The following is a 20,577-nucleotide window of genomic DNA, read 5'->3' as shown; positions in this document are numbered from 1 at the left end:
TATTTACCAAATGGGCAGTGCCACCTTTCTTTAGGTTTTGTCTTTTTGGCACAAATTCACAAAAAATAATTAACAGAAAATTCTAACTATATTTATGCAATGCTAATGATTTTTAATATATTATCTGATATAGAAAAAAGGTATTCAATAGACTAAGCCATCGAATACCTTTTGTCAATTTTTAAGAATCAAAAATCCGGAATATCATAAAAGGTGTGATATGTTACGTCAAGTTTATCATAAAGGTTTGAGATTATTTTTGCTTGTTTTACCGCCCAACCGATATCCGTTGCATATTGATGTGTTGCATAACTATTTGGGTTTCCTGGATTCCAGCGCATTTTATATAAAGTGTCTTGCTTATATGTTGGATGGTGAATATAAGATTGACCAACAAATTTTGCGCCACCTATTATGGCTTTATCGACCGTTGTCCATCCTTCATTATAAGCTTTTTTAGCACCGCACAATACCGGACAGCTATCGGTTGCATTTATTCCAAACATATTATAAACGATTTTATCTTCTCCTTTTTCAACAATTTCTACCTCAATTAATCCATTTTGATCTTTAATTGGGTTTCCGTTTTTATCTCTTTTGACTTTAACTGGCACACCTTTTGCAAGAGTTGAAGTTCCATTTCCAGTTTCAAGTAAGGCATGTGCAATTAAATAAACTTCATTTATTTTATGGTTGCTAGCCCCAGTCGCAAATGCATTACCTTTACCTTGTAATACCCCTTTACCAACCAAAAGTTTATTTAAAGCTTCTCCCTTTATTCCTGTATACTTGGACAATACTAAAAACTGATACATTTCTTCTTTTGATTTGAAATTATCTGGATTTAAATAATAAGATAGATCAGCTTGTTTTGCATTGCGCCAAGTCATGACAATATTGTACCATTTTGTGTTGTCATTGACTGCAGTACCTGTTACCGTTCCTTTAATTGTGACTGTGCTCCCTTTTTTCAGAGTTCCATAAATGAATGATGTATTATTCGGTTTTTCTCTTACATTTAATGTGCTCGCTGTTACTTTATTATCTTTAATATAATATGCTGAAACATAGGCAGGTAAATTTCGATACAAATCCGTTTGTGGAGCTGCTTTCATCTGCATATTTAATAACTCATTAAAACTTCTATTATATTTTGTATACTTTATATTTGCATCTGCTTTTCTTACATATCCTACTCGGCCAGCATATATAATGCCCCACCAATTACCGTAATCAAAAGCAATTTGATAATGAGCGCCTTCAGTAATTTCACCAAAAGGTACTAATTTCCCCTGAATTTGTTTATTGTCATAAACGGTAATTGTTTTCGTTGCTTTAAAACCGCTTTTCGAATTTGTATATTGTGTATTTTCACTTGGCAGTACGACTTTTTGGGTTGGATAATTGGTCGAGCTTTTTTGCACATAACCGTAATAATCACTAAATTGGATTCTGTGCCAGTTCCCATAGTCGCTCACTCTTGGATAGATCTGGCCTTTCTTTAATTCTCCGACTTTTACTAGTTTTCCGGTACGGTTATCGTAAACAGCCACATTGTCTTTAATAACTTCAAAATATCGATCATTTTTGTAAAATTCTGCTATAGCTTCTGATTTTTTCACATACCCTATACGATCACTGTATACAATCAGCCACCAATTTCCATAATCTGAAGCTATTTTATATTCTTTACCTTTTTCAATTACACCAAATGGAACAAGCTTTCCAGAAGAGTTATCATAAACAGTTATCTTTTGAATTGGTGTTATTTTTCTGCCATTACTTTTATAAGAAGAATTCTTATTTTTAATTAATGAACCATTGGCTGGCCGTGTCGAATCCTTTCTCACATATCCGTAATAGTCGCTGAATTGGATTCTATGCCAGTTCCCATAATCGCTTACTCTTGGATATACTTGGCCTTTTTTGAGTTCTCCAATTTTCACAAGTTTACCGGTACGGTTGTCATAAACTGGTAGATTGTCCTCTAGAACTTCAAAATATTTATCTTGCTGACTAAACAAAAGTTGGACTTCAGATTTTCGCACGTAGCCAACACGGTCACTGAATATAATCCTCCACCAGTTTCCATAATCAGATGCAATTTTATACTCTTTTCCTTTTTCAATCGTTCCAAACGGAACAAGCTTTCCTGACGTATTGTCATAGACCGTCACATTTTCTATCGCTTTAAAACTTTTACTGCTATTTTTATAGCTTTTATTTTCATTTTTGATGGAAGTACCATTTGCGGGCTTTGTCTCGGATTTTTTTACGTAACCATAGTAATCACTAAACTGAATCCGATGCCAGTTCCCATAATCGCTTACTCTTGGATATACTTGGCCTTTTTTGAGTTCCCCAATTTTCACAAGTTTACCGGTACGGTTGTCATAAACTGGTAGATTGTCCTCTAGAACTTCAAAATACTTATCTTGCTGACTGAACGGAAGCTGAACAGCAGATTTTTGTACATACCCAATCCGGCCGCTGAATATAATTCGCCACCAGTTCCCGTAATCAGACGCAATTTTATACTCTTTTCCTTTTTCAATCGTTCCAAACGGAACAAGCTTTCCTGACGTATTGTCATAGACCGTCACATTTTCTATCGCTTTAAAACTTTTGCTGCTATTTTTATAGCTTTTATTTTCATTTTTGATGGAAGTACCATTTGCGGGCTTTGTCTCGGATTTTTTTACGTAACCATAGTAATCACTAAACTGAATCCGATGCCAGTTCCCATAATCGCTTACTCTTGGATATACTTGTCCTTTTTTGAGTTCTCCAATTTTCACAAGTTTACCGGTACGGTTGTCATAAACAGGTAAATTGTCTTCTAGAACTTCAAAATATTTGTCAATTTTTTCGAACTTGACTGATTGTTGGGCAGCATCTGATGTTTTAGAATCGGCTTGATTTTGAATAGTGAAAAGACGTGCTTGACCTTTTGTTGTTTCTTCATTTTCCTGTTTGAGATCAGGATTCGTTTTTTGATCGCTGGTTAATTCTTGATTTTCATTGCTTTGTTCTTTTGTTGTAGATTCCTCATTTATTTCATCTTCAACTGCTTCTTGATTTGTTCCCGTTTCTGGATCATTCGTTTGTTCTGTAGACTGAGGTTGTTCCACTGTTTCGGATAGTTGATCTTTTGCTACTGCTCCTTGACGTTGACCAATAATGATATAGTAGTTTTGTTCATCTTCTTCTATGATGGAGTATGCCTCACCTGCAGCGATCATTGCAATCGGACTGTTTTCTTGTCCATCCAGCACTTCTATTTCTTTTGGAAACTCTATTACATTTAAAATTTTAAAGTCTTGCAGATCAACCCAAGAAACATTGTCTACTTCTGTTAAAATCTCAACATCCTGTAAATTTACATAGGCCAAGTCGTTATTCCATTGAAAATAAACGCGGTCGTTCTCCACTTTATCAACTTGCAAAACAGTGCCTTCTAACAATTTCCCGACCACATTTTCCTTTAGCCCGTAAACATCGGTTTGTTCAACTACTCGCAAATAAGATGCTTCAGCTTCATTCGTTTGGATTTCATTACTCTCCGCTATTGCCCCTGCAGGCAAAAAGAGTGAGATCAATAGTACTAGAATTGTCAAAACGGAAAAAATGCGCCTAAAAACCAATCTCTGCATTAATTTTCTCACTCCTAATTATTGTTTAACCTAGTGGCACTCTTTAAAAAAAATATTCTACCAAATTAAACAATTTTACACTTTTTTCTAAAAATATAAACAATTTTTCGAACGCACCACTCCTTTTTATTATTAAAAAATTACACAGGATACATTATATCAAAATGCTAGAATTAAAATAAGGTTTTTCGACATATTTCTTGTAATTTTGTAAAAAATCACTATACACACCGTTTTATGCTTATTCAAAAAAAGACACCTTTTTCAAGGTGCCCATAATTTTTGTCGACTATAAATCAATGTAATATGAAGTTTGTTTTTATTTTGGCAGTATCATCATTTGTAGAAATGATTAGAGTATTAATTGGTACATTTTCCCCTTTAATTAATAATTTCCAACCTAGAGGGGGATTTTTCTGTCCTTTCACTATATTTAATTCAATTTTTGATTCACTAGTGACCTCAATAGTCGCTATTTTATTTTCATTTTTAAAAAGATAAACCTTATAAGCATTATTGTGTATTTTTTCCAGTTCAACTTCAATGCCTTCTGCCATATGCCAAAGTAATTTGTAATTATTTCTGACACTTGATTGAATCGTATCATTTACTTCAATCATTTGGTTCAATTTATCATACTGAATATCACGAATATGTTTTACATTTTTGTATCTTTCATTAACTCCTCTGACCTTAGCTTTATTTTTATCAAGTTGATAACTTTCAATATAAACTTTTTTATACTGAGAATCATGTCTCGGAAGACCTTTATCATTTACAATTAATGTGTTATGAGCAAAAGATGAATATCCGTATTCTGTAAAAGCATTGTGATAGTCATATCCATGTGGGCCTGCTTCAACGATTATGTCCGTTCCTTTAGAATAAATCCACATATTTAAATCATCTGAATGTTTATGATATCCAGTATGATAAGCAGCAGTAAAAAGAACATATGTTGAATCAGGGCCTTTATTCCAAGTGTCTCTGAAGATTGCATATCCTGAATTTTTAAACACCATGTCTGTTTTCGGATGAGGCTTTCCCGACGCACCCTTGCTTACAGCAAATTTATAGTAATCATTACTCCACAAAGTACTTGATGGTTTAAAATTATACTCAGTATCTCCAATTGCTGGAAAAACTCCGTCTGGTTTTGTTATAAATGTAGCGAAGTCTGACATCTTTTCGTATTTTTTGAAAAGATATTCTTTCATTGAAGTATCATTTATTTTGTCAAAAAGATTATAATAACTTAATAATGAACTTGCAATTATTTGGTGATATTGAGGAGAATGCTCTAAATGTACCCCTTCTTCCGAAATTATAAAGTTAAAATAATCTTTTAATCTTTGTTTAGCAAGATTTTTAAAATAATCGGATTTTTTATGTGCTTTATAATATTCACTAAAAGCAAGCAAAGCTTCATCTTGAAACATTCCATGATTCGTATTATGGGCATAAAAGGAATCCTTTGATAATAACTCTGCATGGAAAGTAATATTTGCTAATAAAATTTCTAAATCTTTTTTAGATAAAACATTTTTTGCATGGTGGTAAAAATGAATCCACTGCACAAGTCTGCGAGCAGTTGTTTCATCATGCCATGCCATTGAATTAGATGTTGTAGCATATGAATTGTTGTCAATCCAATCTTTTATTATTTCATAGCCTTTTTTTATATAAGTTTCTTTTTTAGTTACTTCATAACTTTTGATCAAATCAGAAAGAAAAAAGTGTCCGTTTAATTCACGGAGATAGGATCTCTCATTTTCATTCACTATCGGTTTATCCCAAACAATGCCATCAGGAAATGAAAATGTGCCGTAGTCCCCAATTTTATATTTATTGATTAGTATGTTGTTAGCTGATTCCAAATAATTTGATGAAGGTGAAATAAATAATTGATTAATATTTTTATAAGCTTCAATATTATCATTTTTCATATAATAATGATTTAGCGTTTTTACTTCATTTATTTCACTTACTGTAGAAGTTTCAGTTTTCTTCACATATCCTATTCTTCCCGAATAAATGATTCCCCACCAATCTCCGTACTCAAATGCTATAGGGTATGTAATCCCCGCATCAATTGTACCAAAAGGTACATTTTTACCATTTACCTTTTCTTTATTATCATAAATTGTTACTTTTCTTATCGTTGCAAACTGGCTTTTCGAATGTGTATATTGTGTATTTTCACTTGGCAGTACGACTTTTTTAGTTGGATAATTGGTCGAACTTTTTTGCACGTAACCGTAATAATCACTAAATTGGATTCTGTGCCAGTTCCCATAGTCGCTCACTCTTGGATAGATTTGGCCTTTCTTTAATTCTCCGACTTTTACTAGTTTTCCGGTACGGTTATCGTAAACAGCCACATTGTCTTTTATAACTTCAAAATACTTATCACTGCTAAAAAACTCTGCGATGGCATCTGATTTATTTACATATCCAATTCTTCCACTATAAACAATCTGCCACCAATTACCATAGTCAGATGTTACTTTATATACTTTTCTTTTTTCGATCGCTCCAAATGGTACAAGTTTTCCAGAGCTATTATCATAAACAGTTATCTTTTGAATTGGTGTTATTTTTCTGCCATTACTTTTATAAGAAGAATTTTTATTTTTTATTGATGAACCGTTGGCTGGCCGTGTCGAATCCTTTCTCACATATCCGTAATAGTCGCTGAATTGGATTCTGTGCCAGTTCCCATAGTCGCTTACAGTTGGGTACACTTGGCCTTTTTTGAGTTCCCCAATTTTCACAAGCTTACCAGTACGATTATCATAAACTGGTAGATTGTCCTCTAGAACCTCAAAATATTTATCTTGCTGACTGAACGGAAGCTGAACAGCAGATTTTTGTACATACCCAATCCGGCCGCTGAATATAATTCGCCACCAGTTCCCGTAATCAGACGCAATTTTATACTCTTTTCCTTTTTCAATCGTTCCAAACGGAACAAGCTTTCCTGACGTATTGTCATAGACCGTCACATTTTCTATCGCTTTAAAACTATTACTGCTATTTTTATAGCTTTTATTTTCATTTTTGATGGAAGTACCATTTGCGGGCTTTGTCTCGGATTTTTTTACGTAACCATAGTAATCACTAAACTGAATCCGATGCCAGTTCCCATAATCGCTTACTCTTGGATATACTTGGCCTTTTTTGAGTTCTCCAATTTTCACAAGCTTACCGGTACGGTTGTCATAAACTGGTAGATTGTCTTCTAGAACTTCAAAATACTTATCCTGCTGACTGAACGGAAGCTGAACAGCAGATTTTTGTACATACCCAATCCGGCCGCTGAATATAATTCGCCACCAGTTCCCGTAATCAGACGCAATTTTATACTCTTTTCCTTTTTCAATCGTTCCAAACGGAACAAGCTTTCCTGACGTATTGTCATAGACCGTCACATTTTCTATCGCTTTAAAACTTTTGCTGCTATTTTTATAACTTTTATTTTCATTTTTGATGGAAGTACCATTTGCGGGCTTTGTCTCGGATTTTTTTACGTAACCATAGTAATCACTAAACTGAATCCGATGCCAGTTCCCATAATCGCTTACTCTTGGATATACTTGGCCTTTTTTGAGTTCTCCAATTTTCACAAGTTTACCGGTACGGTTGTCATAAACAGGTAAATTGTCTTCTAGAACTTCAAAATATTTGTCAATTTTTTCGAACTTGACTGATTGTTGGGCAGCATCTGATGTTTTAGAATCGGCTTGATTTTGAATAGTGAAAAGACGTGCTTGACCTTTTGTTGTTTCTTCATTTTCCTGTTTGAGATCAGGATTCGTTTTTTGATCGCTGGTTAATTCTTGATTTTCATTGCTTTGTTCTTTTGTTGTAGATTCCTCATTTATTTCATCTGTAACTGCTTCTTGATTTGTTCCCTTTTCTGGATCATTCGTTTGTTCTGTAGACTGAGGTTGTTCCACTGTTTCGGATAGTTGATCTTTTACTACTGTTCCTTGACGATGTCCAATAATAATATAGTAGTTTTGTTCATCTTCTCCTATGACGGAGTATGACACACCTGCAGCGATCATTGCAATCGGACTGTTTTTCAAACGATCTTGACCATCCAGCACTTCTATTTCTTTGGGAAACTCTATTACATTTGAAATTTTAAAATCTTTTGGATCAACCCATGAAACATTGTCTACTTCCGTTAAAATCTCAACATCCTGTAAATTTACATAGGCCAAGTCGTCATTCCATTGAAAATAAACGCGGTTGTTCTCCACTTTTTCAACCTGCAAAACAGCGCCTTCTAACAATTTCCCGATCACATAGCCCTCCATCTCGTAAACATCGGTTTGTTCAACTACTCGCAAATAAAATGTTTCTACTTCATCCGTTTGAATTCCATTACTCTCCGCTAATGCCCTTACAGGTAAAAAGAATGAGATCAATAGTACCAGAACGATCAAAACTGAAAACACACGTCTAAAAATCAATCTCTGCATAATATCACCCCCCCATATTTTTGGCTCTTCACCACAAAATGTACTTGACAATCAGGTTGTTTTCTGATCAAGGGTACAAAAAATGCGAAATTTCCTGTATGGTAAAGGTGACCAAACCATCAACCATGGAGGAAATTTCGCATGCAATCTCAGTTTATCAAAGATTTGATCACTTTACCAGGCTTTCTTATTCATGGAGAACGAAAAGAGGGAGAACGATGGATTTTTGAACTTTCCCTCCCTCCTCATTGTCCGATCTGCCCGACTTGCTTCGGACGGACAACCAAAATATCATCGAAACGAAAACAATGGATTCATGGCTATACCAATACGGTCGGTTTATTTTGGATTGAACTTCCCATAGAAAGACGGCGTTGCCAAGCCTGTTTTCTGACGTTCACCGTTTCTTATCCGGGACTTCCGTCTCACAGTATCGCGACGGAATCGTTTCAACATTGGGTCGCCCAGTTATGCATCGGAAAAACGATTCAAGAAGTCGCTCGCTTGTTACAACTCGCCTATACGACAGTAGAACGCTGGTTTTATCAATATGCCCCGGCTCTTTTACCAACATCGAATCCTACAGTAGTATGTGTGGATGAATTCGCTTTCCGAAAGGGACATGATTACGGAGTAGCGGTGATGGACACACAGACTCGGAATGTCCTTTCCATTGCTTCTGGAAAAAATGAAGAAGCCATTGTGGAGGCGCTTCAACCCGTCGCCTCCAAAGTGAAGTATGTTGTCAGCGACTTGGCTCCTGCCATGAGAAAAGCCATTGAAAAGGTATGTCCAAAAGCCATCCATGTTCTTGACCACTTCCATGTGATTCAGTTATTCACCGATGCACTGGAACGTTGTCGCAAATACCTTGCCAAAGGCGGAACCAAACATGGAAGCGTTCGCCGCGTGTGCCGATTGTTAAGCCAACGTCCAGAAAAATTAACAGAAGAAGAGAGACAGGAAGTTCGACAATGGTGCCAAGAAAGTGCTTATTTACGTGATGTCTATCAAGCACTTCAACATTTCCGTTACGTATCCAAAAGCCAAACAAGAAAGCAAGCCGAAACTCGTTTGACCCAATGGTTTGACCGGTACCTTTTTAGCGACTGTGCCGCCGTACGCAGTATTGCCAAGGCACTCATCACCCGAAGAGACGCAGTGCTTTCTTGCATCGTTTTTTCTTACTCAAATGGTCCAATGGAAGGAATCAACAACAAAATAAAATTGATCAAAAGGCGAGGATATGGGTATCGAAATATCCAGCGTTTTACTTTGCGTGTCCGTCTAGAGACCTCTATCACATTTTAACGTAAAAATCAAGTACATCTTTTGGTGATGAACCATATTTTTTATTTTATTCCAAAAATATGAAATTGAAAATATACAATATAAAATAGTTTTTAATATATCGTCAATGTCATCTTTAATCCATCATATAATGAAATTTTCGGCTTCCACATTAGATACTGATTGGCCTTGTCATTAGATAATAAACTATCTCTAATATCACCGACCCGTGGTGAATCAAAAATTGGTTTTAAATTTTTTCCAGAAATATCATTCATTATTGATAATAATTTATTAATAGAAATTTGCTCATTTGAAGAGATGTTATAGATTCCACTAACATTTGAATATATAGCTGCAATATTTGCTTCTGCTACATCATCAACAAAAATAAAATCTCTTGTTTGATTCCCATCCCCATAAATAATAGGTCTTTCATTATTTTTTAAGCATTCATTAAATATCGAAACAACTCCTCCTTCGCCCTTAGCTGTTTGTTTTGGTCCGAAAACATTCGAATATCTAAGAATAATATAACTTAAACCGTATAAATCATGAGCAAGATCCAAATATTTCTCTATTGTTAATTTAGAAAGTCCGTACGGGGAAGAAGGAACAGTATTATGAGATTCAGTTATAGGCAGTTCATTTGGATGTCCATAAACTGCAGCTGAAGAAGCAAAAATAAATTTCTTGACTTTATATTTTATAGCTAAATCAATTAAATTAATCGAACCTAAAATATTTATTTTTGCATCTGTTTTAATATTTTCAACAGAAAAGGCAACGCTTGTCTGTGCAGCTTGATGTATAACATAATCGTATTGAAATTTAGAAAATAGATCCTCTAAATCATTATGCAATATGTCAATATGAAAAAATTCAACTTGATCTAAGGGAATATTAGAAATATTTCCAGTACTTAAATCATCTATAACATGAACTTCAAAATCCTTTTCTAGGAGCTTTTTCACAATTCTAGATCCAATGAATCCACACCCTCCAGTAACTAATACTTTCTGTTTTTTCATACCAATTTCTCCTCCAGTAATAGCGAAAGATATTTAAAATAAAATTTATCAATTTCATACATTTTTTTAATTTAATTAATTCAAATCACCAAATAATAAATCATTAAAGGCATTAATTCTCGATTCCCTTGAATATTTCCTTGGAAAATTTTTGATATCAAAATTTTTTACCTTTTCCTCATAATTTTCTATTAAATCTACTGCTTCATCAACGCTTTTAACAATAAACTGTTCAGGATATACTGTGTCGGCTCCTGGCCAATTGAAAACAATCGGAATTGCACCACTAGCCATACCTTCCATTGGTGAAACGTGAGAACCTTCTATATCACTTGTCGATAGTATAAATTTTATTTTTTGTAACCATTCATCAACGTCATTACCATGAGGATCAAAAATAACATTTTCTTTCCAATTTGAATTTTCGATCCTATTAAAAACTTCTTCATAGTATCTTCTCTCTTGTTCTCTAGCCATTAACCAAGGAAGTTCATTAGGCAATTTGCTTTTAATAAATAATTTATATTCATTATCTTTAATCCATAACTTTTCAAAAATATCTAGGGCTCTGTCCAATCTTTTAAGTTTAGGTAAAATGCCAATAATCCCCAAGTTTTTATCAATTTTATCTAATTTAGGCTTATCAAATCTTTTATAATCAATCATATTTTCGATAATTATCATTTTTTCTCTTGGAACTCTCTTTTTCTTATTAAATTCTTCAAATAAATATGGTGTTATCACGATAACTTTATCTACATTACAAAAATTGACTTCTTCAAGATAATTTGTATCGAGTTCTTGTCTGTGTAGCCTAATAAAGAGTTTTTGTCCTCTTAGTTTATTTTGAGAATAAAACACAGAATTCCCTAAACCCCACTCACAAAAAATTATATCAGCTTCTCTTAAATATTTTTCACTTTGCTCTATGTTGTGAGTATTATGACCTTCCCACTTATCAATAAGTACATTTATATTCTTGTTTTCCTTACACCAGTCAATGTACCAATTCAAAAACTTAAAATCATGACCAGCAAATAAAATCGTCAATTTATCATTATTGTATTTCCACAATTCACTTAAAATTTTTTTACTAACTAAACTGATCTGATAAGCTTTGCTTGCTTCATAACATTTTCTTGCAGCTTCTTGATAAATTCTTTCATCATTGAAACACAATACAATTTTGTTTTTTAATTCTTCTTCGTTATTTGCAAATAATGGATAATCTGATCCCAGCAATTTTTCATATTGTTTCGTTCTTCTAAGTAAAACTGGCTTCCCATTTATCCCATATTCTAAGACTTTTGTAGATAACTCTAGACTATTATCATTATCTATTTCTTCAGATCTATATGCATATCCAATGTCTGAATCTTTTATCAGATTTAATGAATCTCTTCTACTAAGAGCTCCAAACCATTGAATTCCTTCAGTATCATTAAAAATTTGCTTTATTTCATCTTTTTTATCAATAAGCTCACCTTGAAATTTATCCCCTGCTATATTTAAAGTAATGGCAGGATCATATTTTTTTACTTGTTTATAAACATTAATTAACTCCTCTATCATCCATTCCTTTGCAAATTTCCCTGCATAAACAATAGAATAGTTATTTAATTCGAATTTTGGTGGGTTAAGAGAATCCTCCACAGTTGGTGGTAATTCAATAAATTTTTCCCCACTTACATTAAGCAATTTTTTTAAGTAATTTCCCATTTCCTTTGTCTGAACAAATATATTTGGAAATGTGGTATAAACCTCTCTAAAAAAATTAATTTCTTCTTCTGCTATCTTTGTTTCATCATGTGTAAAATCTGTTATATATGGGATTTGTTTTTTTACAAAAGATTTTTTTAATGATTCAGCTGTTAAATCTTTTCCTCTTGTTATGATTAAATCATAGTTTTCAATATTATCTAGTAATTCTATAATATTAGTAGCATCCCCTACATTCATTTTATGTTTATCATTGAAATTCCAGTTTGAAAACCTATTATATGGATTTATAAATACGATATTATTTTTCTTTTTAATATTGGAAATGACCTCTTTACGCTTTACAGGAGTTTTCAACAAAATTGTTAAATCTACTCTGTCATCGATAGTAAGTAAATTGGCCAAAGATGTTAACCAAATTGCTGATCCATCTACTATATTTAAATTTTGATCTCCGTATAGTAAAATTTTCAGCCGTTTCACTTTTGCTCCTCCTTGAGTTCACATTTATAATGCTTTGTATGCTTTTATTAAACTAGAACATTTTTAATACTTGGGTTCACAAAAAAATACTTAATTATAAATTAATCCCTATTATTATTCGAATATTTGGTAAGGCATGCTTTATATGACAATCACCTAAAAATTGGTTTGTCATAGATAAGCATGCCTATCTTTAAATAAATACTATTTTTGGGTTAATATTTAAAGTTATAGCTATTTTGAGATTAGATAGAACTGTTTTTTTCTCCTATCTTAAAATTAAATTTATCAGAACTGTAAATTTTTGCACCATATTTTTTAAATAACTCAGAAATTACATACTCCCTGTTATATAATATATCTTTTATGTTGTAAAATTTAGCTATATCTGTTTTAAACAAGGCGGTATCCGGTATTACATAATCAACATATTGGTATTCGTAATTTTCAACTTCATAACTATCTTTAAATAAAACTCTTTTACCTATTATATCTGCTCCTGAATAAATACTTGCATACATAAGATCTTCTATATAATATTTTCCATAACTATTATTTGTATCCATTATTGTAAAATAGTCGGTTGAAATAATATCACTTATTGATTCATAGTTAAAAACATAGTCATGAATCATAGTTGTGATAACTGAATTGTTATATTTATTTAATAACTGTTCATATCCTTCAAATTTTTGAATAAATATTAATAGTTTTTTATTTTCGTAACTTTGTTCTTCAAACACTGCAAGAGCTTCATTAAATTCCGACAAGGAACTTACAGGAATTACTAAAGTAATACTTTGATTATTGTCATCATATTCTATGTTTAAAAGATCCAAAATAAATTTTATTCTATGAAAATAAGTATGTTTCCGGTAAACTGAACGAATTCCCTCCATGGACAACTCACGATATTTTTTTTCATTATTTAATATTTCTTCTATATTTTTAATTAATTCCTCTTTATCTTCAGACATCAATACAACATTCTTGAATGTCTTTTTTATACCTATCGAATAACTACTTATTATAGGTGTTCCACACGCCAAACCTTCAAACACTCTTCGAGAAAACATAGTTGGAGAATATTTTACACTATTTACATTTAAAATTAATTTATATTCTTTATAGGCTATATCAATATCTTTATACTTCAAAGTCCCAACAATATTGTCTTGAAACTGTTCAGGAAATTGGAAATGAGAGTTTCCATTTTTATTTCTTTCATAGTTTCGATCGTAAATATCTAATCCAAATTTTTTAGTCACGGAAAGCATCATATCCATATCACGTCTTCTGTCTTCATGACGATTGGCATAATATGAGCCAGCAAATGAAATATTATTTCTTTTTTGTTTATTTGCAGAGGTTGGATTATGATGGGCAGGATTTGCCGCAAATTGCATTGCATAAACTCTACTATGCCCAACATAATTTCTATATTTTGGAATCATATTTGCATCAGTGGTAAGCACATAATCAAACAGTTTTGCAGTTTCTATAAATTTTTCGAAATGAATAGGGTCTTCTTTATTCCAAAATACTGTTGGAATGCCACAATTTTTACAAAATTTTATTAACCTTTTTAATTTTAAATTATTTTGATTATTATTGTATTTACCGACTTGATACTCCCAAGAACCAAAGTTTCCTCGCCATGCTGACTCCACTAATAAAAAATCAGGTTTATTTTCCGTTAAAACTTCTCTCCAATTATCAGGTGAAAACGGAATAAGAGAAATTATATCAGAAAAACAAGACATACTAAATTCATCTAATATACAAGCAACTTTTATTTCATTTATCTTTCTTGCTTTCGATTTCATTTTCTTGGAGAAATTTTTAAAAATATAATCCTCTACTATTTCAACATTCGTTATTTTTACTGTTCCTTTTCCAAAAAGGCGAATAGCAACTCTTAAGTATTTTGATTTTGGGTTAATAACTACTTCAACCTCTTTATTTAGTGGAATTTTATGAGTATTTATTCTAGTAAAATTATCATATTCAATTAGGTAGATGAGTGCTTTCACACTAGAAGTTGTTCTGCCTGAAATTTTTACAAGAAAGTTGTTTTTTAACATAATTCTTTTACTATTTGACGGAATAAAATTGTAGTTTTTATTTTTTTCCAAAAAACTAAAATAGGACAATCCGTTTCCTGTTTTATTTATCACCAATTCATTTTCTTTAAGATATATTTGAGCTCCATTTTTTTTATAATTCCAATTTTCGATTTTAAAGAATTCTGTTTTAAAATTTGGCATAATGTCTGTTAAATTTTTTCTATAGTTATTAAGTATTTTCCTTACAAAAAGATTTCTTGCTTTAGCTATCAAATTAATCCACCCTTTGATCCTGTAAATTTTATAGCATTAAAGCCTGTATATGATATTAATTAGTAAAAATATCCTACTAATTTCAAAACAATAGCACAAAACGTTAACTAAAGTTCCCTATATAAAGTTTCTTTATCTTCACTAACATCACTGTTCCAATATACCATATATCATACATTTAAGATAAAAATTTTCTATTCCTATTAAAATTATTATTTAATCCAGCTAATATTGATATATTAAGGGAGAATGCACATAAAATTTAATTTCTCCTTTTATTATTTTACTTATGCAAATAATTTGATAATGTTGATTTCCTAGAACCTTTTAGAAATACAACCCCTATAGCTTCACCTCTTATATATTCAAATGAATTTTCACTGCAAAAAAAATTTTCAAAAAAACATTTTTGAATTTTTCTTGTTGTTGAATAATACACATTATTAAATTCAAAGTTTTTTCATTTAAAAAAATATATTTCTTATAAAGAATCAACAAAGTATTTTCTTATTTCACCTGAATTTTGATCGAAAGTATAAAAATCGATACACTGTCTGGTTAATAAAAAAAATTGTTATTAAAAATCTCTAACTCTATTTTACTGACAGATTGTCTTCTAAATACTTTACTTTTTCGACACCCCAATTATACTTTTTGAATATATTTCTGCAATTCCCATTATAAAGCTTTTTTAATTAATTTTTTGATTTTATCCCTATTCTAAATAATATCAATATAATAAAATAAACACCCAATAATTATTTCCCAGAAAATTTTCGTTTTTCCGCGTGTTTTGACGGCAAACAGCAAATTTTCTACATGGGAAAAGGAGAATGGACGATCATTGTCCGTCCTTTGCGACAAAATTTTTAATTAAATACTCTCCCCATACCTGATTTCCTTTTTCGCTCGGTTTGGATCGGTCTTCTGTAACGTATTGCTTCAATTGTTCGTCTTCCTTATCCGGCCAATTTTCCCAATGGTTTAAATATGTAAAATGGTTTTCTTCGGCATATTGTTTGAGCGCATCTACTTCCTTAGGATAAAATTTTGCACCAAAGAGCGGGTGCGCAGGCTGCAGCATAATCGATACGTCAGGATTTGCTTCTTGAATTTTCCGCAAGATGTCCGTAATGTTGCTTAGAGTATTGTCAATGCCGACAACGCCGTTATCATTCAAAATAAACGGCTCGAAAAGGAGGATGTCAGGCTTTTTGTCTGCAATTTTTTTATATAATTTTTTATTCAATACACTATGCGTTGTCTCCTCAGCATCGGAAACAATCGAGATGTTAAAGAGCTCATCTCCATATGCAGAAAGAAGCTCCTTTTTCAGTTTTTCCGGCCACCCATTTTGATCGGAAGGAACTGATTCAGATCCCCAAATTACAAAGTTCAATTGTTTCTCTTCTTTTAATGCTGTTTGGATTTTTTTCTGAACATCCTCCGGTAAATTTTTGGCGTAGTCCTCTCGCGTATCATTTTGTTTACTATTGTCTTCCTTTATATTTTCTGCAGACGATTCCACAGAAGCAGCTGTCGGTTTTGAAATTTTTTGTTTCCAGTAAAAATGGCCGACAATAATTGATGCTATACATAAAACGACAACATTACTAACAATAATCCTTTTTTTCACAGATAATCCTCCAAACGACAAATTTCTCACTTTATTATAGCGGAAAATGCCCTGCCGTTCCATGCTGTCCATTCATTTTTTCAAGCGGTGCTGACAAGTATATACGAAAATATTTTCCTCACAAATATATTGTCTTAATAGAATTGGAAACTTATAATCAGATTAGATAAATTTAGTAATGAGGGATGGAATTATGAGATCAGATAGACAGAGAAAAAAGAGAAAGAAATGGCTCTGGATTTTGTTATCAGTCATTGGAGTTTTCATTATTGCCACGGGATCCTATGCCTTTTACATTTGGAACAAAGCACAATCGACCATTGCCAACATTCAAGAAAACATCGGGCGGGATAAATCAGACAAACGCGATCAGCAAGTCAACTTTAAAAATCGCGATCCTATTTCCATATTGCTGATGGGTGTTGATGAAAGAAAAGGAGACCGAGGACGGTCTGATTCGCTCATTTTGATGACAGTCAATCCAAAAGAACAGTCAATGGAAATGGTCAGCATTCCCCGCGATACAAGAACAGAAATTGTCGGAAAAGGCATTCAAGACAAAATTAACCACGCCTACGCTTTCGGCGGAACAGAAATGGCTATTAAAACGGTTGAAAATTTCTTAGATGTGCCGGTTGATTATTTTGTCAAAGTGAATATGGAAAGCTTTCGCGATATTGTCGATGCAGTCGGCGGTGTGACGGTTGAAAATGATTTAGATTTCACTTACGAGGGCTACCATTTTGAAAAAGGAACCATTCACTTGGATGGCAAAAAAGCTCTTGCGTATTCAAGAATGCGATATGATGATCCAAGGGGCGATTTCGGCCGTCAGGAAAGACAGCGGCAAATTATTGAGGCGGTTATTGAAAAAGGAGCAAGCATTACATCCATTACAAAATTTGGAGAAATGTTTAAAGTCATTGAAAACAATGTAAAAACAAATCTTACATTTGATGAAATGTGGGCGATTCAAGAAAATTACAAAGATGCCCGAAAAAATGTCATTCAGCATCAAATAAAAGGGAGCGGAAAAAAAATTAACGGCATTTACTACTATATTGTGCCTGAAGATGAACGTCTTTCCCTTTCCAACGAGCTGAAAAAACATTTGGGATTAAATAAAGAAACCGCTGAAAAGTAAGAAATAGTGCGGCAGTTCACCATTCGATCGCATTTTTATAAGAACTGCCGCACTTATAATAAAAATCCCCCAAGCCGAGAATCATTCAGCAGCATTATGATTTTCGTTTACAATCATAACAAGATGGCTTCTCATATAAAATAAAGGAATGGTATTCCTTCCCCTCATTGATCCTTCTCTTATATGTATCATTGATATGAGACGCACTTTTCATTTTGTTGTAAATGATACTCATATGCTTCTCCACTACTACTTTCTCATGATTGATTAAAACGATTGTTGAATGCTTTCCTTTTGAAACGACATGTCGAATAGCCGAATGCGCAATCCATTGGCAGTCTAAATGCTCCATTGATTTAGTAGGGAAAAAACAAAGATCGAGGACAGGAATGCATACAGGAAGCATGCGCTGGCGCGGCAGGATTTTCTTAGCTGCCTCAATGATACCGTTAAGAGACACACCATAATAGTTGCAGCTCTCCGCCAAAAGATCCTTCGGCTTCTTTTTCACAAGATACTTTTCATACTTTTCAATAACAATTGTCCAACATTCCCCATACGTATTAAAAAAAGGAAGCAATGCTAACGTGTCACAAGTTACAATATAATTTTTGACCTGCTCCACTCTTTCACCCCTTTTTCTTCAATATTTGACAATCCTTGCATGACATTAGACTTTTTTTACTAGTTCTTTCGATGTATATTATACACGAATTTCAAGAAAATTTGGTAAATTTCTAAACTTTTTTGTAAAAAAAAAATTCCATGATAAAACCAAAAAATTAGTATAATATTATCATTACGAGGTGAACTTATCGTGAGAAAAAAATCGATGATGGGGCGAATGGCATCTATTTTTTTATTTACGTTTTTGCTTTTAAGCGTTTTTTTTATTACGTGGCGCTCGAAGCATGTCGATTCAAACGACTCTTTTGCTAGCATTGAACCTCAAATTCCGACCATCTTTGTCCATGGCTATAAAGGAACAATGCGCTCGTTCCAACATATGCTGCATCGTTTTGAATATGATTACCGCTGGGGAACAAAATCAATGGTCATTCGAGTTGATCGCATGGGCATTGTCCATATTTCCGGAACAACCCCACAAAACTTAAAAAATCCTTTTATACAAATTGTTTTTGAGGAAAACCGCACAAGTATTGAGGAAACGGCAAATTCTCTGAAAAAGGCAATGCGCTTATTAAAAGAAAACTATTCGGTAGACGAGCTATACATTGTGGCTCATTCGATGGGAGGACTCGTTTCGACAAAATATATTGAGGATACGAACGGCTTGACGGATTACCCGATTGTCCGCAAAATGGTGGTCATAGGCAGCCCGTTTCAAGGAATAGAACAGGAATCTTACCATAAGCTAAATACAGGTAAAGCAATCATTGATTTAAAGCCAGATTCTCATGCTTTACTAGAAATATTGAACAACCGGGATCAATTTTCTAAAAAAACGAAAGTTCTCAATATCGCAGGGATCAATCCCGAGTATAAAGACAGTGATGGAGTTGTCTCCATCCAGAGCGCTCTCAGCGCTAGAAATATTGTTCCGTTAGAAAATTATCATGAAATCATTGTTAAAGATAAACTTGCCACACACAGCGGTCTTCATGAGCATCCGAAAGTGGACAAGTATATCGGCGAATTTCTATGGGGGTACAATTGAGTTGGGGAAAGTATTTCTTCAACCGAATGACCTTTTTCAAATAAAAAAACCCGACTCTTCTTTCCCCTTTAAAAGGAGGAAGAAGAGTCGGGATAAATGTTTTATACATGAGATACAATGAGAACACATTTTCCTTTTATTGCGAAATCGCCTGTTTGGTTCGGCAAAATAAAATGAGCCCCTTTTTTTAGTGTGTATGAACGGCCATCATGAGTAAGCTCCCCGTCTCCCTCAATCACGCTTGCAAGAAGGAACGGATGATTTTGAACAAACTTCCCTTCGCCGTCAATCTCCCATTTGTAAACTGAAAAAAATTCGTTTTTGATAAATGTGGTAATCGTTGCTCCTTCCTTTACTTCCACAGAACGTTCAATTGTGTAATCTTTATGAGGAACAGTCGCCACCTCTATCGCTTGTTTCAAATGCAATTCTCTTTTATTTCCGTTTGCATCTACACGGTCGTAATCATACACTCTGTAAGTCGTATCAGAACTTTGCTGCGTTTCAAGGATGAGCGTTCCTTTGCAGATGGCGTGGATGGTGCCGCTCGGAACATAAAAGAAGTCGCCCGGTTTTATTTTTACTCTTCTCAGCAATTGATCCCATTTTCCGCTTTGAATCATGGATACGAGCTCTTCTTTCGTTTTGGCATGATGACCGTAAATGATTTCCGCATTTTCTGAGCAGTCAATGATATACCAGCACTCCGTTTTTCCTAATTCACCATTTTCGTGCTTTTTTGCATATTCATCATCTGGATGCACTTGCACGGACAAATCGTTGTTTGCATCAAGAATTTTCGTTAAGAGAGGAAATCGATCCCCTTTTATTCCGCCGAACAATTCTCGATGGTTGTCCCATAATTCACCCAATGTTTTTCCTTTAAACTTTCCTTCTGCTACAATGCTTTGACCATGCGGATGGGCAGAAATCGCCCAGCATTCTCCTGTTGTCTCCGTTGGAATTTTGTAATGAAAATGAGTGCGAAGGTTTGTTCCACCCCAAATTCGATCTTTAAAAACAGGCTTTAAAAAAATTGGAGACTGCACCACCTTGTTCCACTCCCTTTCTGCAATAATTTCCCCATTATTTATATTAAACAGTTCTTGAAATT

11 protein-coding genes are annotated in these 20,577 nt (G+C 33.4%); 3 read left to right on the top strand and 8 right to left on the bottom strand.

Going from position 1 to position 20,577, the window contains the following annotated elements; all coding sequences use genetic code 11:
• Positions 1-188: 188 nt before the first annotated feature.
• Positions 189-3,392, bottom strand: a complete 3,204-nt coding sequence (locus NSR00_RS14715; protein WP_340789579.1) for a glucosaminidase domain-containing protein — start codon at positions 3,390-3,392, stop codon at positions 189-191.
• Between the two features lie 557 nt (positions 3,393-3,949).
• Positions 3,950-8,143 carry an alginate lyase family protein gene (locus NSR00_RS14710; RefSeq protein WP_340789577.1) on the bottom strand — a complete coding sequence of 1,398 codons (4,194 nt, stop codon included), beginning with the start codon at positions 8,141-8,143 and terminating at the stop codon, positions 3,950-3,952.
• Between the two features lie 141 nt (positions 8,144-8,284).
• Between NSR00_RS14710 and NSR00_RS14705 the strand changes: the two genes are divergently transcribed.
• Complete coding sequence (locus tag NSR00_RS14705; RefSeq protein WP_021292746.1) at positions 8,285-9,454, top strand: ISL3 family transposase; 1,170 nt, start codon at positions 8,285-8,287, stop codon at positions 9,452-9,454.
• Positions 9,455-9,546: 92 nt separating this feature from the next.
• On the opposite strand, the gene NSR00_RS14700 is transcribed toward NSR00_RS14705, so the two are convergent.
• The 4 genes from NSR00_RS14700 to NSR00_RS14685 form a co-directional block, all read right to left on the bottom strand.
• Complete coding sequence (locus NSR00_RS14700) at positions 9,547-10,464, bottom strand: NAD-dependent epimerase/dehydratase family protein (RefSeq protein WP_063386316.1); 918 nt, start codon at positions 10,462-10,464, stop codon at positions 9,547-9,549.
• A gap of 75 nt (positions 10,465-10,539) precedes the next feature.
• Positions 10,540-12,666 carry a glycosyltransferase gene (locus tag NSR00_RS14695; RefSeq protein ID WP_063386317.1) on the bottom strand — a complete coding sequence of 709 codons (2,127 nt, stop codon included), beginning with the start codon at positions 12,664-12,666 and terminating at the stop codon, positions 10,540-10,542.
• A 245-nt stretch (positions 12,667-12,911) separates the two neighbouring features.
• Positions 12,912-15,005, bottom strand: coding sequence for a CgeB family protein (locus NSR00_RS14690; RefSeq protein ID WP_082830195.1), 2,094 nt, complete (start codon positions 15,003-15,005; stop codon positions 12,912-12,914).
• An 841-nt stretch (positions 15,006-15,846) separates the two neighbouring features.
• Entirely contained in the window at positions 15,847-16,641 is a 795-nt protein-coding gene (locus tag NSR00_RS14685) for an SGNH/GDSL hydrolase family protein (RefSeq protein WP_340789573.1), read from the bottom strand.
• Positions 16,642-16,834: 193 nt separating this feature from the next.
• On the opposite strand from NSR00_RS14685, the gene tagU reads away from it, so the two are divergent.
• On the top strand, positions 16,835-17,785 hold the full coding sequence (gene tagU, locus NSR00_RS14680; protein ID WP_340789571.1) for a polyisoprenyl-teichoic acid--peptidoglycan teichoic acid transferase TagU: 951 nt from the start codon (positions 16,835-16,837) through the stop codon (positions 17,783-17,785).
• Positions 17,786-17,879: 94 nt separating this feature from the next.
• On the opposite strand, the gene NSR00_RS14675 is transcribed toward tagU, so the two are convergent.
• A complete protein-coding gene (locus NSR00_RS14675; RefSeq protein WP_094245073.1) occupies positions 17,880-18,410 on the bottom strand; it encodes a competence protein ComK in 531 nt (176 codons plus the stop codon).
• Between the two features lie 192 nt (positions 18,411-18,602).
• Here NSR00_RS14675 and NSR00_RS14670 point away from each other — a divergent pair, with 192 nt between their 5' ends.
• Positions 18,603-19,463: an alpha/beta hydrolase gene (locus NSR00_RS14670; protein ID WP_340789569.1), complete on the top strand. Its 861-nt coding sequence runs from the start codon at positions 18,603-18,605 to the stop codon at positions 19,461-19,463.
• A gap of 101 nt (positions 19,464-19,564) precedes the next feature.
• Here the strand turns inward: NSR00_RS14670 and manA are convergent, their stop codons facing one another.
• A complete protein-coding gene (gene manA / locus NSR00_RS14665) occupies positions 19,565-20,515 on the bottom strand; it encodes a mannose-6-phosphate isomerase, class I (protein ID WP_066247027.1) in 951 nt (316 codons plus the stop codon).
• Between the last annotated feature and the right edge of the window lie 62 nt (positions 20,516-20,577).

Source organism: Aeribacillus sp. FSL K6-8394 (assembly GCF_038008865.1).
Taxonomy (GTDB): domain Bacteria; phylum Bacillota; class Bacilli; order Bacillales; family Aeribacillaceae; genus Aeribacillus; species Aeribacillus composti.
The sequence above is the reverse complement of the archived record's forward strand: the minus strand, read 5'-3'. Positions and strand labels throughout refer to the sequence as shown.